The sequence below is a fragment of the Azospirillum aestuarii genome (assembly GCF_016632405.1).
Lineage (GTDB): Bacteria > Pseudomonadota > Alphaproteobacteria > Azospirillales > Azospirillaceae > Azospirillum > Azospirillum aestuarii.
In genome coordinates, this window is sequence record NZ_JAEPIV010000004.1 from 155,605 (window position 1) to 171,627 (window position 16,023).

The 16,023-nt window shown below is 67.8% G+C and carries 11 protein-coding genes and 1 pseudogene; 4 read left to right on the forward strand and 8 right to left on the reverse strand.

What is annotated here, in order from left to right; genetic code table 11:
• The first annotated feature begins 97 nt into the window (after positions 1-97).
• Both JJL56_RS11840 and btsR read left to right on the forward strand, forming a co-directional pair.
• Entirely contained in the window at positions 98-1,807 is a 1,710-nt protein-coding gene (locus tag JJL56_RS11840) for a sensor histidine kinase (RefSeq protein WP_145624920.1), read from the forward strand.
• On the forward strand, positions 1,804-2,523 hold the full coding sequence (gene btsR, locus JJL56_RS11845) for a two-component system response regulator BtsR (protein WP_145624440.1): 720 nt from the start codon (positions 1,804-1,806) through the stop codon (positions 2,521-2,523). The genes JJL56_RS11840 and btsR overlap by 4 nt, the downstream gene beginning before the upstream one ends.
• Before the next feature lie 719 nt (positions 2,524-3,242).
• On the opposite strand, the gene JJL56_RS11850 is transcribed toward btsR, so the two are convergent.
• The 5 genes from JJL56_RS11850 to lldP form a co-directional block, all read right to left on the reverse strand.
• Positions 3,243-3,914 carry a LutC/YkgG family protein gene (locus tag JJL56_RS11850; protein WP_200485226.1) on the reverse strand — a complete coding sequence of 224 codons (672 nt, stop codon included), beginning with the start codon at positions 3,912-3,914 and terminating at the stop codon, positions 3,243-3,245.
• A complete protein-coding gene (locus tag JJL56_RS11855) occupies positions 3,907-5,346 on the reverse strand; it encodes a LutB/LldF family L-lactate oxidation iron-sulfur protein (RefSeq protein WP_200485227.1) in 1,440 nt (479 codons plus the stop codon). Before JJL56_RS11855 ends, JJL56_RS11850 begins: the two co-directional genes overlap by 8 nt.
• Complete coding sequence (locus JJL56_RS11860) at positions 5,339-6,109, reverse strand: (Fe-S)-binding protein (protein ID WP_200485228.1); 771 nt, start codon at positions 6,107-6,109, stop codon at positions 5,339-5,341. The genes JJL56_RS11855 and JJL56_RS11860 overlap by 8 nt, the downstream gene beginning before the upstream one ends.
• A gap of 20 nt (positions 6,110-6,129) precedes the next feature.
• Positions 6,130-9,003: an FAD-binding and (Fe-S)-binding domain-containing protein gene (locus JJL56_RS11865; protein ID WP_200485229.1), complete on the reverse strand. Its 2,874-nt coding sequence runs from the start codon at positions 9,001-9,003 to the stop codon at positions 6,130-6,132.
• Positions 9,004-9,332: 329 nt separating this feature from the next.
• A complete protein-coding gene (lldP, locus tag JJL56_RS11870) occupies positions 9,333-11,021 on the reverse strand; it encodes an L-lactate permease (RefSeq protein ID WP_145624430.1) in 1,689 nt (562 codons plus the stop codon).
• 385 nt (positions 11,022-11,406) lie between these two features.
• Here lldP and JJL56_RS34065 point away from each other — a divergent pair.
• Positions 11,407-12,212: pseudogene (locus tag JJL56_RS34065) on the forward strand (FCD domain-containing protein).
• An 81-nt stretch (positions 12,213-12,293) separates the two neighbouring features.
• Positions 12,294-13,112, forward strand: coding sequence for a cytochrome c oxidase assembly protein (locus JJL56_RS11880; protein ID WP_200485230.1), 819 nt, complete (start codon positions 12,294-12,296; stop codon positions 13,110-13,112).
• Between the two features lie 31 nt (positions 13,113-13,143).
• Here the strand turns inward: JJL56_RS11880 and JJL56_RS33070 are convergent, their stop codons facing one another.
• The 3 genes from JJL56_RS33070 to JJL56_RS11895 form a co-directional block, all read right to left on the reverse strand.
• Positions 13,144-13,833, reverse strand: a complete 690-nt coding sequence (locus JJL56_RS33070; protein WP_486598830.1) for an SGNH/GDSL hydrolase family protein — start codon at positions 13,831-13,833, stop codon at positions 13,144-13,146.
• A 121-nt stretch (positions 13,834-13,954) separates the two neighbouring features.
• Complete coding sequence (locus tag JJL56_RS11890; RefSeq protein ID WP_145624422.1) at positions 13,955-14,710, reverse strand: SGNH/GDSL hydrolase family protein; 756 nt, start codon at positions 14,708-14,710, stop codon at positions 13,955-13,957.
• Positions 14,707-15,873: an OpgC family protein gene (locus JJL56_RS11895; protein ID WP_247891041.1), complete on the reverse strand. Its 1,167-nt coding sequence runs from the start codon at positions 15,871-15,873 to the stop codon at positions 14,707-14,709. Before JJL56_RS11895 ends, JJL56_RS11890 begins: the two co-directional genes overlap by 4 nt.
• Between the last annotated feature and the right edge of the window lie 150 nt (positions 15,874-16,023).

Below are 16,023 nucleotides of genomic sequence, written 5' to 3' on the forward strand. Positions count from 1 at the left end.
CGGCCGCATCCATTGATTGGAATCATACCGCGGCATGGCGGGCGGGGGTAGGCTGCGGACCGGCAACCCCGCCGCCCGCCACTCGCCGCCCGCCTCCATGACCGTCGAGCATCTCAGTCTCGTCTTCCTGCTGCTCCAGCAGATGTGCGTGTATCTGGTTATCGCGTACATGCTCAGCCGGACGCCGCTGTTCCTGCCGGTGATGCACCTCACCGTGCGCTGGCCGCACAAGCTGGCCTGCTACGTCATCTTCTCCATGTTCTGCGTCATGGGGACCTATTTCGGGTTGCAAATCGACGATTCCATCGCCAACACCCGCGCCATCGGGGCCGTGCTGAGCGGCATCCTGGGCGGGCCGTCGGTGGGGCTGGCGGTCGGCTTCACCGGCGGGCTGCACCGCTACTCGCTGGGCGGCATGTCGGCGGTGGCCTGCGCCATCTCCACGGTGACGGAGGGGCTGATCGGCGGTCTGGTGCACCGCCATTTCGTCCGCCAGGGCCGCATCGAGCCGCTGTTCGACCCGCTGCGCGTCGGCGCCGTCACCCTCGTGGCGGAAATCGCGCAGATGCTGATCATCCTGCTGGTGGCCAAGCCCTTCCCGGCGGCGGTCCATCTGGTGGAGGTGGTGGCGCTGCCGATGATCGTCGCCAACACGCTGGGGGCGGGGCTGTTCATGCGCATCCTGATGGACCGCCGCGCCCTGATCGACAAGCAGTCCAGCGCCTTCTCCGCCAAGGCGCTGAAGATCGCCGCGCGGGCCGACGGCGTGCTGCGCCAGGGCTTCAACGAAGAGAACAGCATGCGGGTCGCCCGCATCATCTACGAGGAGACGGGGGTCGGCGCGGTCGCCATCACCGACCGGGACAAGCTGCTGGCCTTCATCGGCGTCGGCGACGACCACCATCTGCCGGGCACGCCGATCACCTCGCCCCAGACCTATCAGGCCATCGCCAACAACCAGGTGCTCTACGCCGACGGCAATCTGGTGTCCTACAAATGCTCGATCCATCCGAACTGCCGGCTGGGCGCCTCGCTGGTGATCCCGCTGGTCGGGGAGGACGACCGGGTGATCGGCACCGTGAAGCTGTACGAGCCGAAGACCAAGCTGTTCTCCACCATCAACCGCACGCTGGGGGAAGGCATCGCCCGGCTGCTGTCCAGCCAGATCCTCGCCGGGCGCTACGAACAGCAGAAGGCGCTGCTCGCCCAGTCGGAGATCAAGCTGCTGCACGCGCAGGTGAACCCGCATTTCCTGTTCAACGCGCTGAACACCATCTCCGCGGTCATCCGCAACGACCCGGAGCGGGCGCGCCAACTCGTGCAGAGCCTGTCGGTCTTCTTCCGCAAGAACCTGAAGCGCCCCAGCCAGGAGGCCACTGTGGCCGACGAGGTGGAGCATGTCAGCGCCTATCTCCAGATCGAGCTGGCGCGCTTCACCGGGCGCCTGTCGGTGGAGATCGACGTGCCCGACGAGCTGCGCCATGCCCGGCTTCCCGCCTTCCTGCTCCAGCCGCTGGTGGAGAACGCCATCAAGCACGGCACCTCGCAGCTTCTCGGCCCCGGCCACGTCCGAATCGCGGCGCGGCGGGAGGGCGGCGACCTGCTGCTGGCGGTGGAGGACAACGCCGGCCTCTATGAGGAGCGTCCGGGCGGCGACGGGCTGGGCATGTCCATCGTGGACCGCCGCATCCGCAACCGCTTCGGCGACGGCTACGGGGTGGATGTCGCCTGCGAGGCCGACGTCCTCACCCGCATCACCCTGCGCCTTCCCCTGGACATCCCTGCCGTCGCGGAGACCGCGCCATGATGACCGTCCTGATCGTGGACGACGAGCCGCTGGCCCGCGAGGAGTTGCGGCGCCTTCTGGAGGAGTTCCCCGACCTCCAGGTCGCTGGGGAATGCGCCAACGCCATCGAGGCCATCGGCGCCATCAACCGCCAGCCGCCCGACGTGGTCTTCCTCGACATCCAAATGCCGCGCGTCAGCGGGCTGGAGATGCTGAGCATGCTCGACCCGGAGCGGATGCCCCGCATCGTCTTCCTGACCGCCCACGACGAATACGCCGTCCAGGCCTTCGAGGAGCACGCCTTCGATTATCTGCTGAAGCCGGCGGACCCGGCCCGGCTGGCCAAGACGCTGCAACGGCTGCGCCGCGAGCGGGCGCCGCAGGACCTCGCTGTTCTGAAGGACGCCGCTCCGCTGCGGCTGATCCCCTGCACCGGCCACAACCGCATCTCCCTGCTGAAGCTGGACGAGGTGGAGTGCGTGGCCTCCAAGGCGAGCGGCGTCTTCGTCGTCGGGGCCGATGGCGAGGAGCGCTTCACCGAGCTGACCCTGCTGACCTTGCAGGAACGCACGCCGTTGGTGCGCTGCCATCGGCAATATCTGGTCAACCCCGACCGCATCCGGGAAATCCGCCTGATCGACAACGGTCTGGCGGAAATCCAGACGCTCGGCGGCCAGAACATCCCGGTCAGCCGCCGCTTCCTCGGCCCGCTGAAGGAGCGGCTGGGGATCGGGTGATGTCCTTGTCGTTCCCTCTCCCCTCCGGAGTGCTTTGCGATAAGGCCGGAAATTGGGTGTTATGAGCGTAGTCCGCGGCGGGGCAGGACCACATTCCTGTTTGGCCGCGGATTTCCCATGCCAAAGCGGCTCAATGGCGCCCGAAGTCGGGGTTTTATCCGCCGCTCGGCGGCCTGCGGACGGATCTCGCCCATCGTTCCGCCCCGACGCCGGCGGCCCGGTGCAGGGTGTAGGCGCAGCAGGCGAGCAGGACCTGCACGTGATTGCGCGCTTGGGTGAAAAGGCGCAGGCGACGCAAGCCGTACCGCTCCTTGAACACGGCGAAGCGGACCGGGGCAAGCTGCGGTTGCGTCGCTTGGGCCGGGGGCGCCAAGACTGGATGGTGCGTCCGACAGCCCGCCGCGCCACAGCCCCAGCAGCAGGCAGCGCAGCAGCACCGGCGGTTATCGCGGAGCCCCCCGGCGTGCGAGCCTCGGTTGCGCAGGGACCGAGGCACCACCTCCAGCGCCGCCCAGTCCACCGCATCGGCGATCTGGTCCAGAACCCCGTTCTCCGGAGCCCGGACCAGGCCGTCCGCCAACCTCAGCTGACCGCACACCCCAACACGCATGATCGCCCCCGTCCCGAGAACCAAGGAAGGGAATCACGACTGAGGACGTTCGGCGATTGCGCAAAGCCCTCCAGAGGGAAGAGGGTTGGATTGGGCCAAACGCGATGACTTACCGGATGACGACCACCACCAGCCGTTTTGGTCCGTGGACGCCGTAGGCCAGCGTCTGCTCGATGTCCGCCGTCTTCGACGGGCCGGAGATCAGAAGGGCGTTGGTCGGCATGCCGTCGGCCCAGCGGTTCTCGGTCATCGCCTGCCAGAAGGTGTCGTACAGCGCGTCGGCGCGCAGCAGCGCCAGGTGCATGTGCGGCACCAGCGACATCAGCCGCGGCTCCTCCGGCGTCGGCCAGACGATCAGGCTGCCGGTGTCGGCGATGGCGCCCAGCGTCGTGGTGATGCCGGCGTCGATGCCGTCGAACAGCCGCTCCTTGAAGGTCTCGACCCGGTCGGCGTAGGGGACCAGCTCAGGACCGCCCTCCATCCCGGCCGCCGCCCATTCGGCGGACAGGCGCGCCCCGGCCTCGGTCGCCGGACCGAACAGCAGGTTGCGGGTGCCCTGCGCCTTGAGGAAGGCCTGAACGTCGGCGGGCCAGTCGGCCTCCGTCGTCTCAAGGAACTCCGTGTGGACGGCCTCCATCATGCGCTTGATGCGCTCCAGCCGTTCCGCGCCTTCCCAGCGCTTGTTGCGCAGGACGGCGAAATCGGACTCCGGCGGGGTCAGTGGGTGGGCGTCGCGCCCGGCGCGCAGCTTGCCCAGGATCGCGTTTCTGGACTCAGACATCGGGAATCCCCTTCTCGCGGGCGAGGGCGTGAAGCGTGCGGTTGGCGAAGCGCGGCTTGGACCGCACGTTCGTCCACTCCTTCAGCAGCGGCAGGCTGGCGGGGGCGGCGTTGCCCAGCTTGGCCAGCAGCGCCGTCGCGAACTGGTAGGCGAGCGGCGAGGCGTAGGTCATCGACCAGCCCTTCCACACCATCGCCTCCGCCTTGCTGGCGTGCGACCCGGCGCCCTTCACGGCGTCGCCGGGGTGAACGGCTTCCGACCGCAGGCGGCCCATGATCTCCACGATGGGGATCTTGACCGGGCAGATCTCGACGCAGGCGTTGCACATGGTGCAGGCGTGCGGCAGCTCGCCCCGCGTCTCCAGCCCCTCGACCTGCGGCATCAGGATCGAGCCGATCGGGCCGGGGTAGGGCGCCTGATAGGCGTGGCCGCCGACCTTGGTGTAGACCGGGCAATGGTTCATGCAGGCGCCGCAGCGGATGCAGCGCAGCGTGTTGCGCAGCTCCTCGTCGGCGTAGATGGCCGACCGCCCGTTGTCGAGGATCACCAGATGGATCTCGTTCGGGCCGTCCTTCTCCCCCTCCTTGCGGGGGCTGGAAATCATGTTGACGTAGGTGGTGATCGGCTGCGCGGTGGCCGAGCGGGTCAGCAGGCTGATGACCGGCGGCACGTCCTCCAGCTTCTCCACGACCTTTTCCAGGCCCATGACGGCGATGTGGACGGGCGGCACGGTGGTGCTCATGCGCCCGTTGCCCTCGTTCTCCACCAGGCAGAGCGTGCCCGTCTCCGCCACCGCCATGTTGACGCCGGAGATCCCGACATCGGCGGTCGCGAACTTCTTGCGCAGGACGCGGCGGGCGAGGTCGGTGAGCTGGGCAACGTCCTCGGTGTATTCCGCCTCCTTGATCTTCTGCTTGAACAGGTGGGCGATCTGCTTCGTGTTCATGTGGATCGCCGGCATGATGATGTGCGAGGGCATCGCTTCATCAAGTTGGACGATGTATTCGCCGAGGTCGCTTTCCAGGCTCTCGATGCCGTGCATTTCCAGGAAGGCGTTGAGGTGCATCTCCTCCGACACCATCGACTTGCCCTTGACCACCAGCTTCGCGTTCACGCGCTGCATGATGGACAGGACGATGGCGTTGGCCTCGTCGGTGGTGGACGCCCAATGGACCTGGATGCCGTTCTTCGTGCAGTTGGCTTCCAGCTTCTCCAGCAGTTCCGGCAGCTTGGACAGGGCACGCAGGCGGACCGAGGCGCCGAGCGTCCGCACCCCGTTCCACTCGGCGGTGTCGGCGAACTGCACCGCCCGCTTGGACATCAGCCCGTCCATGGCGCGGCGGAAATTGCCGCGAAGCTGCTGGTCCTGAAGCGCCGCGCTGGACGCCTTGGCGAAGTTGATGCCATTGGTTTTGAGGGCGGTCTCACCCATGGGTGCGCTCCTTCAGGAACTGGGCGATGTGGACGCCGCGGACGGGCTTCTTGCCGCCTTCCAACGCGCCGGAGATGTTCATCAGGCAGCCGCAGTCACCGGACACCACGGCCTTCGCCCCGGTGTTCTCGATGTCCGCCACCTTGTCGCCGACCATGGCGGCGGAAATCTCCGGATGGCGCACGGCGAAGGTGCCGCCGAAGCCGCAGCATTCCTTCTCCCGCTGCAACTCCACCAGTTCGACGTTGGCGAGTTGGCGCAGCAGGGCCTTCGGCTCGTCGGTGACACCCATTTCGCGCTGGGCGTGGCAGGAGGCGTGCCACGTGATCTTCACCGGCGGCCCCTGATCCTCGAACGTGACCTTCAGGACCTGGACGAGGAACTGGGTCAGCTCCCACACGCGCGAGGCCACCTGACAGGCGCGGGCCTCGTCCGGCTCACCCTTGAACAGGTCGGGCCAGTGCTTGCTCATCATGCCGGCGCAGGAGCCCGACGGCACGACGATGGGCCAATCGCCGGGGAAATAGTCGAGTTGCGCGCGCGCGACCTTCAGCGCCTCCTCACGATAGCCGGAGTTGTAGGCGGGCTGGCCGCAGCAGCTTTGCCCCTGCGGGAAGACGACGCGGACGCCCTGCCGCTTCAGCAGGTCCATGCCGGCCATGCCGGCTTCCGGGTAGAACAGATCGACCAGACAGGTGCCGAAGAAATAGACGCTGTCGGGGCGTTCGATGGCGGGCCGGCTTATGGTGCCGTCGTGGGTCATGATTTTTCCTCCCTCCCGCCTCAGAACGCGGGTTCCGACGCGCGTGCGGAGGCCGTGGCGGAAGCCTTCGGCGTCGAGCAGGCATCGACCAGATAGACGATGGAACGGTACGGCAAGCCGGAGTGGTCGGACAGGCCGATTTCGCAGGTCCGGCTGTTCGAATAGCCGGCCTTGGCCCCGGCGGGGATGTCCTTGGACAGGTGGCGCAGGGCGTGGGCGTTCAGCTCCGGCGTGGTGAAGCCCTTGTCGCCGGCAAAGCCGCAGCAGCCGACATCCTCCGGCACCACCACCTGGGTGGCGCAGGCGGCGGCCACCGCCTTCATCTTGGCATCCAACCCCATGCGGCGGGTGGAGCAGGTCAGGTGCAGAACCACCGGCTCCGTCTGCCTGGTGAAATTCAGCCGGTCCAGCAGATGGTCGTGGATGAACTCCACCAGATCCAGGACCTGGAGTCCGGCATCCTTCAGATGCTTCTTCAGCCGGAAAGAGCAAGGGCTGGTGTCGAGCACCACCGGAGCCGTGCCGTCGGCGCTGGCCGCCCAGATGGCGCGGACCATCTCCTCCGCCTTGGCGTCGGCCTGAGCCGCCAGCCCCTTGCTCTCCAGCGGCATGCCGCAGCACAGCGCGGCCAGTTGCTCCGGATAGGCGACGCGGTAGCCGGCCTTCCGGAACAGCGCCTCCACCTTCACCGGCAGCGGGGTCTTCTCCGGATCGTTGGCGGCGGGACCCATGCTGCGGCTGGTGCAACTCGGCACATAGACGACGGTCGGCGCGTCGGCGGACGCCTTGGCCTGAGGCAGCGGCGTGAAGTTGGTCGGGGTGGGCAGCGAACGGGGCAGATGCGGCAGGCGCTGGCCCGTCACGGTGCGCAGCTTCTCGAACAGTCCGTTCGCCATGTCGTCGCCCAGCGTCCGCTTCGCCAGATCGGCCAGCTTCAGGCCGGTGCGGGCGACCGACAAGGCCCCGGCGGTGTGGCCGGCGACGTAGGTGCCGAAACCCTGGGCCACCGCCCCGCGACGGTCGCCGCGGATCGCCTTGATGAGCAGCCCCGTCTCGATCCCCACCGGACAGGCGGTGGAACAGAGGCCGCAGGCCGCGCAGGTGTCGATGCCCTGGTAGTCGTAAGCCTCGTGCAGGGCGCCGAGCCGCGCCGCGTCCGCCCCCGTGGACTCAAGACGCGAAATCTCGCGCCAGCCGACGATGCGCTGCCGGGGGGAGAGCGTCATCTTGTGCGACGGGCAGGTCGGCTCGCAGAAGCCGCACTCGATGCAGGTGTCCACCAGCGGGTGGGCGGCGGGCATCGCCTTCAGGTTCTTGAGATGCGCCTCCGGGTCGTCGTTCAGGATGACGCCGGGGTTCAGCAGGCCCTGCGGGTCGAGCAGCGCCTTGATCTCCTTCATCAGGCCGTAGGCCTGCGGACCCCACTCCATCTCCACGAAGGGAGCCATGTTGCGGCCCGTGCCGTGCTCCGCCTTCAGCGAGCCGTCGTACTTGCGGACCACCTGATCGCACACCGCGTCCATGAAGCGGCGGTAGCGGTCCACCTCCTCGTCGGTGTCGAAGGCCTGGGTGAAGACGAAGTGCAGGTTCCCTTCCAGCGCGTGGCCGAAGATGATCGCCTCGGTGTAGCCGAATTTCAGGAACATCGCCTGAAGCTCGACCGTCGCCTCGGCCAGCCGGTCGAGCGGGTAGGCCACGTCCTCGATGATGACCGTGGTGCCGACCTTGCGCATGGCGCCGACCGCCGGGAACAGCCCCTTGCGGATCTTCCAGTAGCTTTCGCCAAGCTTGGCGTCGGTGGTGAAGGTCGGCGGGAACAGGGTCTGGGTCTGGGCAATCACCGCGCCGACGGCGGCGATGTTGGCGTCCAGCGCCGCCGCGTCCTCGCCGCGGATCTCCACGAGCAGGGCGGAGGCGTCCGGCCCCAGCCCGCCGATGAAGTCCGGCATCCCCGGCTTGCCCTCGACCGAGCGCAGCGAGGCGCGGTCCATCAGTTCCACCGCCGACACCGGCGTCGGCTTCATCAGCGCGACGGCGCGGCAGGCCTCCCCGATGTCGGGGTACATCAGCAGGGCGTTCGCCTTGTGGGCGTGTTCCGGCACCGTGTTGTAGGTGATCTCGGACAGGAAGCCGAGCGTGCCCTCCGACCCGATCATCAGGTGCTGGAGGATCTCGACCGGCTCCTCGAAGTCCACCAGGGCGTTCAGGCTGTAGCCGGTGGTGTTCTTGATGCGGAACTTGTTGCGGATGCGCTCCGCCAGCGTGTCGTCGGCGCGGGTGCGGGCGGCCAGATCGGACAGGCCGGACAGCAGGGCGCCGTGGCTGACGGCGAAGGCGGCGCGGCTGGCGGCGTCGCCGGTGTCCAGCAGCGTGCCGTCGGCCAGCACCAGCCGCATGGAGGCCAGCGTGCGGTAGCTGTTCTGGGCGGTTCCGCAGCACATGCCGCTGGCGTTGTTCGCCGCGATGCCGCCGATCTTGGCGGTGGCGATGGAGGCCGGGTCCGGACCGATCTTGCGCCCGAAGGGAGCCAGCTTGCGGTTCGCCTCCGCCCCGATGACGCCGGGCTGGAGGGTCACCGTCGCCGCACCCGGCGGGATGGTGCAGCCGCGCCAGCTGTCGCCCAGCAGGACCAGGACGGAATCGGTCACCGCCTGACCCGACAGGCTGGTGCCGGCGGCGCGGAAGGTCACCGGGGTCTTCAACTCCCGGCAGAGGTTGAGCAGCCGCACCACCTCGCCCTCGGCCTCGACGATGGCGACGATCTTCGGGATCAGGCGGTAGAAGCTGCCGTCGGTCCCGTAGGCCAGCGTGCGCAGCGGGTCGGTAACGAGGCGTTCGTCCGGCATGAACTCCCGGAGGGCCGCGTGCAGGCGGTCATAGGGCGCGGGCAGCATCGGTTCTCGGGGCCTCCGGATCTGGGACCGCGCGACGACTCCTCCGTGATCGCCGGTCCGGGTTGCGGGTGCTGGGGCGACGTTTGTTTCCGCCCGTCGGACGGACGGCTTGTTGTGTGCCACAGTCAGTACGTCGGATAATCGATTTGCTGGGCGACCGCAATGGTAAAATGAATTGACCAAACGCAGCGCTGCGCTGCTGCAATGCACAAAGAAAGCGGCGCCTCCCGACCGGATGGAAGGCCGAGCGGCGCCGTAGGGAATATAGCTCGGCAGTGGATGACGCCCCTTCTCCCCGGGGGGAGGAGAAGGGGCTTGGACGTTGACGCTTACGGGATCATCCAGGGCAGGATGTAGGCCTGGATCATGGTGATGACACCGATGATCGCGACGAAGAACAGGCTGTGCTTCACGGTGAAGCGGAACAGTTCGGACTCGCGGCCGACCAGACCCACCGCGGCGCAGGCCACGGCGATCGACTGCGGGGAGATCATCTTGCCGGTGACGCCGCCGGTCGTGTTGGCCGCGACCATCAGCACGTCGGACACGCCCACCTGCTGCGCCGTGGTGGCCTGCAGGCCGCAGAACAGCGCGTTGCTCGACGTGTCGGACCCGGTCAGGAACACGCCCAGCCAGCCCAGGATCGGCGAGAAGAACGGGAACAGGAAGCCCGTGCCGGCCAGCAGCAGCGCCAGGGTCGAGGACAGGCCCGAATAGTTGGCGATGAAGGCGAAGGCCAGAACCATGCCGATCGAGTAGATCGGGCGCTTCAACTCGCCGACCGTCTCGACGAAGGTCTTCACGCCGTCGGCCGGGCGCATCTTCAGCATGACCATCGTGATGATCGCGGAGATCAGGATGGCCGTGCCGGTGGCCGCCAGCAGGTCGAGCTTGTAGACGGCGTCGATGGGCTTCGGCGAGGCGACGATCGGGGCGGCCTTCAGCACCAGCTTGTCCAGCCCGGCGATCGGGAAGTACAGCACCGTGTCGGCGAGCGCGCCGCCCTTGGCGAACAGGGCCTTGAAGGGCTTCAGGCTCCAGATCGTGACGACCACGGTCAGGATCAGGAAGGGCGACCAGGCCTTGGCGATCTCACCCGCGCTGTAGCCGCGCTGGGCGTTGAACTCGCTCGACGCCATGGCGCCGACCGACTGCGGCACCGGACCCGACGCCAGCGGGGAATTGGCGAAGCGGAAGATCGCCTTCGGCTTCCAGAACTTCAGGAAGACGGTGATGCTGACGAGGCTGACCAGCGCGGAGGTGATGTCCGGCAGCTCCGGCCCGATGAAGTTGGCGGTGAAGTACTGCGTGACGGCGAAGGTGCCGCCGGCGACCAGGATGGCGGGCCAAGTCTCGCGCACGCCCTTCCAGCCGTCCATGATCATGATGATCCAGAAGGGCACGAAGACGGACAGCAGCGGAAGCTGGCGGCCGGCCATGGCGCCGATCTTGAACGGGTCGAGCGAGGTCACCTGACCGGCGACGATGATCGGAATGCCCATGGCGCCGAAAGCCACCGGGGCGGTGTTCGCGATCAGGCAGAGACCGGCGGCGTAGAGCGGGTTGAAGCCCAGCCCGACCAGCAGCGCCGCCGTGATGGCGACCGGCGCGCCGAAGCCCGCCGCACCTTCCAGGAAGGCGCCGAAGGAGAAGCCGACCATCAGCATCTGAAGCCGCTGGTCCTCGGTGATCGACACCACCGACGAGCGGATGATCTCGAACTGGCCGGTCTTGACCGTGATCTTGTAGAGGAACACGGCGGCCACAATGATCCAGGCGATGGGCCACAGACCGTAGAGGAAGCCGTATCCGGCGGACGCCAGCGCCATGCCGACCGGCATCTTGTAGAACAGGATGGCGACGGCCAGCGAGATGGCGACGGTGATGGTGCCCGCGATGTGGCCCTTCATGCGCAGCATCGTCAGCGCAATGAAGAAGAAGATGATCGGCAACGCGGCCACAAGTGCCGAAAGCCAAAGGTTACCCGCGGGATCGTAGACTTGTGTCCAGGGCTGCATGTTTCCTACCTATGCCGCAGATTCTCGGTTCTGCGCTTTGGCCTGCGACCGTGAATGGAGCCCGGACCCGCGCGTCTTATCCGGACGCGCGCCGCCTGTCATTCCATGGCTATTTGACCATGGAGATCAGTTTTTTTTGGGTTGGGCTCCGGTCAAAAATTATGACCAAAGGCTCAGAACGGATACATTGGGTCGCAATGGTTGGCAATAGGGAAAATTCAATTTACCGTCAGCGTGGCGAGAGACTTTTTCTTGCCCGTGGTATTACCACTAGACCCATTCGATGGTGGAGCCGCCGGTAAACGGTGTCATGGATCTCGGCAGGGCTGGACGTACGAATGCCGTGACGATATCTAACCTTCTGGATAAGGCGGGATTTCTGCGGATGCAGGGCACGGGGCAAAGCAAGGGGCAAGGCAAGGGAATGATAAAGCCGGCCAAATTGGCGGATGCCATCGCTGACCATCTGGAGGCGCTGATCCGGGAAGGCGTCTTGCGTCCGGGGGAGAAGCTGCTGCCGGAACGGGATCTGGCGCTCAAGCTGGACGTCTCGCGCCCGTCCCTGCGCGAGCCCTTGAGAAGCTGGAGGAGCGCGGGCTGCTCGTTTCCGGGCGCAACGGCACGCACATCGCGCAGTTCCTGGCCCCCATCGCCGCCCCGCTGGCGGCGCTGCTGCAATCCGATCCGGACGCGCCCTTCCATTATCTGGAGTTCCGCAGCTCGATCGAGGCGGCCGCCGCCAAGCTGGCCGCGCAGCGGGCGACCGACCTCGACCGCGAGGCGATCCGTAGTCTGGCCCAGCGCATGCGCGACGCCCACGGGAAGGACGACCCGTCGGAAGAGGCCGACGTGGACGCCCAACTTCACCTCGCCTTCTACGAGGCGGCGCACAACACGGTGATGCTGCACATCATGGGCGCGCTGTCGGAGATGCTGCGCAACGACGTGTTCTACAACCGCGACCGGCTCTACACCCGGCCCGGCGTGCGCGACCTGCTGCTGGCGCAGCATCTGGCCATCGTCGACGCGGTGCTGGCCGGCGATGCCGAGGCCGCTCATGCGGCGGCGGAGGCGCATGTGATGTTCACGCTGCACACCCTGCGTGACATCCGCGAGGACGACACGCGGCTGGAGGCTTCCCTGCGCCGCATCGGGCGCACGGACCTGATCGAAACCGCCGAACGGACCTGAGCCCCGTTCGGTCGTCCGTCATTCGGGAACCCGAAGGCCATTCGCGGTTTTACACGGCTGTAGGCCAAGGGAGGTCCAGCCGTGCCCGCCGCAACGCCACTTGCCGAAACGCTGCCGTCCGTCATTCCCTACTGCGGTGCCCCGCCGGTGCCGGAGGGGTTCTGGAGCGCCTGGAACGGCGACCCGGTCCTGCTGTCCGTCTTCGCCCTGGCCGCCATGGGATACGCGATGGTGGTGCGGCGGCATGGGGCGGGGATGGCGCGGCACCAGCCCTGGTGTTTCGCCGCCGGGTGGCTGGTGCTGTTCGCCGCCTTCGTATCGCCGTTGTGCAACCTGACCTCCGCCCTGTTCTCGGCGCGGGTGGTCCAGCATCTCCTGACCATCCAGGTGGCGGCGCCCCTGCTGGTCCTGTCCTGGCCGATGGGCGCGGTGCGCTGGCCTAGCCGGGTGCGGACCCTCGCCTCACCCCTGGCCGTTCCGGAGATCGCCTGGGGTCTGTTCGGGCTGTTCCTCTGGGTCTGGCACCTGCCGGGTCCCTACATGGCGGCTCTCCGCTTCGACGCGGTGCTGTGGGGCATGCACGCCAGCCTGTTCGTCGGCGCGGTCGCCGCGTGGCGGACCGTGCTGGCCCCGGACGGCCCGGCGATGCGGGGGAGGGGCTTGCTGTCGGCCTTCGGCACCTCGGTCCATCTCGCCATCCTGGCGGCGCTGCTGATCTTCGCCCCGCAGCCGCTGTTCCTCTACCATCTGGATACGACGGCGCCCTGGGGCCTGTCCGCCCTGGCCGATCAGCAACTCGGCGGCCTCATCATGGGGGTGGTTGGGGCGGCGGTCTATGTGGCGATCAACCTCTATGCCCTGGCGCGCTGGCTGATGGTGCCCGAGCGGCAGAACACCTGACGGGACACCGCCGTTGCCGTCTCCGCGCCTCTCACGGACGCGCGGACACCGTCCCCGCGGTCCGCAGGCTGAGGGCGTCGTGCAGCGAGGCGGCCAGCGTGCGGGCCACGCAGTCGTAGCCGAAGTCGTTCTGGTGAATGCCGTCCGGACCGACCAGATCGTTCATGGCGGCCTGCCGGGTTTCCACCCACTGGCGCATCACCGCGTAGCGATGGAACAGGCCCACCCCTTCCTCCGCCGCGACGCGGGCGATGCGCTCCTCCATCTCCTCGTGCCGGGGCTTCGCCAGCATGGCCGGGGCGTACTGCAGGTCCATCAGCACGACGTCCACACCGGCGTCCTTCAGCGTCCGCACGCCGCTGCGGATCACCTGCTCCGCTGCGTCGGGATCGTCGCCGCGCAGGACGGTGTTGGCCGCCACCTGCCAGATCACCAGATCGGGCGACTCGTCCAGCACGTCGCGCTGGAAACGCTTCAGCATGTCGGGTCCGGTTTCCCGTTGACGCCCTTGTTGAGAACGGTCAGGGCGAGGCTGGGGTAGCGCCCTCCAAGATGCTCGGCCAGCCGCGCCGGGTAGCTGTGCTCCGGTTTGCCGGCCCCCGCCCCGGCGGTGGAGGAGGAGCCGATGGCGACGATGCGCAGCGGACCGCCGGCGGCCAGCGCCCGCGCGCTGCGCGGCAGCGGCACGGCAAGGCCGGCGGTCTGCACGGACACGGCGCAGGCCGCCGCCTTCACCGGATCGGGCCTGGCCGTCAGGCCGGCGAGAAAAGGGACGAGGGACAAGAGGGTGGCGGAGAGGACGGCGGCCCTCCGGCCACGGGTCCGGGGGGCGGGCGTGCCTGTCACGGAGCGGGTCTCCCGGCGCGGTCGATCATGGTGGACACGGTGTCGGCCAGGATGCGGCCGAGGCAGCGGTGGACGAACTGATAGGCCTGCAGCTTTTCCTCCTTGGAGTCGGGGGCGAAGCCGACGCGGTCGTCCTCGAACCAATGCCGCATCATCTCGAAACGGGGGAAATGAACCACGTCGCTGTTCTGCGACACCCACTCCACATAATCCAGGTAGGGCTGGAAGGTGATGAGCTGCGTCGTCTGGGGGCTGTACTGCATGTCCATCAGGATCACGTCGGCGCCGCGCCCCTGGGCCGCCGCGATGCCGAGGCCCAGCGCCTCTCCGAAGCTGTCCGGCCCGATGTTCCGCATGGCGTCCGCCGTTCCCACCTGCCAGATCAGCAGGGAGGCGGAGGAAGCGGCCAGTTCCCGGTTCAGGATGGGCAGCATCTCCTGCGCGGTCGCCCCCGGCGCGTTGCGGACGGTCACGCTGACCTTGCGGTCGGGAAGCCGGGCCGCCAGCTCCTTTTCCAGCAGGGCCGGATAGGCGGTGTCGGGGCGCGAACCTGCCGAGTTCAGCACCAGGATGGGCAGCGCGCCGCCGCGCTTCAGCCGCTCCCAGGCGCGCGGCAGGGCGCCATCGACGGTGTAGACGGTTTCCGGAACAGTGCAGGGATCGGTGGGTGTCTCCGACGCCGCGCGAGCGATGGTGCTGGTGGCGGTCAGTCCCGCGAGGACGGCCAGGGTCAAGACGGTCGCGCGCTTCATGCGCTCGGGTCCTTGGCAGGGGCCATTGGGGCGGCGGGCGCCAATGGAGCGGCGGGTGCCGCGGGCGGGGCGGACGCCGGGTGGCGCGGCGGCCGTCCCACGGACTGATACCAGGTCAGCACCCGCGCGGCGGCCACCATCACGGCGATGCCGGCGAGTGTGACCGAAAACTGGGCCAAAAGCGAGGCGGACCAGTGGTTCAGCACGGTCTGGCCGGCGAAGGACAGGAAGATGCCCAGGCAGAAAACCTGGAGCGACTGCCGCCCGCACAGGATTACCGGCGCCAGCGCCGGCCGGCGCAGCCACGCGCTGTCGAACCGCGCGATCTGGAGGACGACGTAGGCCAGCGCGCAGAAATGCGCGAGCCGCAGCAGGTCGAGGTCGGTCTTGCTGATCGGGTAGAGGACCTCCGCCAGCCACACCGGCATCAGCGCGGCCATCGGCGCGATCTGCCAGGAGATCACCAGCAGAAGCGAGGCAAGGAGATAGCTCCCCGCCAGCCACAGCAGTGCCGTCCGCCGCCTCGTCAGGGCGGCCGCCACCTTGGGCAGCCGCTGCATGACGGCCCCCAGCACGAACAGGAGCTGCCAGGCGAAAGGGTTGAAGAACCAGACGCCGCCGTCCGGATAGGTCGGCAGGTTCCAGTCCAGGACGCGCGCCGCCGTGTAGAGCGTCACCGACCCGGCCAGGAGGCCCAGCGGCCAGCGCCGCAGCACCGGCAGCACCGCCGGGAGGGACAGCAGCAACACGATGTAGAGCGGCAGGATGTCCAGGTTGGCCGGGCGGAACTTCAGCGCCAGCGCCTGCACCAGCGACACCGCGGGATCGGCGAAGAAGCCGGCGATGCCCATTTCCTCGGTGAACAGCGGGTTGTCGAAGACCCGCGCGGTGTAGGCGACCTGCGCCGTGAAGGCGATGAACAGGAAGAGATAGGCGATGTAGAGCGTCCAGCAGCGGTCCAGCACCTTGGCCGCCGCGAACCGCCAGCCGTGCTGGTCCAGTATCCGTGAATAGACCAGCGACGACGTGTAGCCGGAGATGAAGACGAATACTTCGGTCGCGTCGCTCAGACCGAAGTTGCGCATCGTCACCCAGGCGATCTGATTGCCCGGGATGTGGTCCACGAAGATGAACCACAGGGCCAGCCCACGGAAAAAGTCCAACCGAAGATCGCGCATCCCGCCCGACGCCACCGCCTCGTCCCGCTCTGGTTTCGTGTGCGGCGCACCGTGGCACGGCGTATTCGTCTTGGCAATCGGCTCGGCGGCGGGGCTGTCGCCGGAGCTCCCGGACGTACGGCGCCATGCAAATCG

Coding starts and splice junctions, on each gene's coding strand:
- btsR (WP_145624440.1), top strand. CDS start 1,804: ATGATGACCGTCCTGATCGTGGACGACGAGCCGCTGGCCCGCGAGGAG.
- lldP (WP_145624430.1), bottom strand. CDS start 11,021: ATGCAGCCCTGGACACAAGTCTACGATCCCGCGGGTAACCTTTGGCTT.
- JJL56_RS11865 (WP_200485229.1), bottom strand. CDS start 9,003: ATGCTGCCCGCGCCCTATGACCGCCTGCACGCGGCCCTCCGGGAGTTC.
- JJL56_RS11840 (WP_145624920.1), top strand. CDS start 98: ATGACCGTCGAGCATCTCAGTCTCGTCTTCCTGCTGCTCCAGCAGATG.
- JJL56_RS11860 (WP_200485228.1), bottom strand. CDS start 6,109: ATGACCCACGACGGCACCATAAGCCGGCCCGCCATCGAACGCCCCGAC.
- JJL56_RS11890 (WP_145624422.1), bottom strand. CDS start 14,710: ATGAAGCGCGCGACCGTCTTGACCCTGGCCGTCCTCGCGGGACTGACC.
- JJL56_RS11855 (WP_200485227.1), bottom strand. CDS start 5,346: ATGGGTGAGACCGCCCTCAAAACCAATGGCATCAACTTCGCCAAGGCG.
- JJL56_RS11850 (WP_200485226.1), bottom strand. CDS start 3,914: ATGTCTGAGTCCAGAAACGCGATCCTGGGCAAGCTGCGCGCCGGGCGC.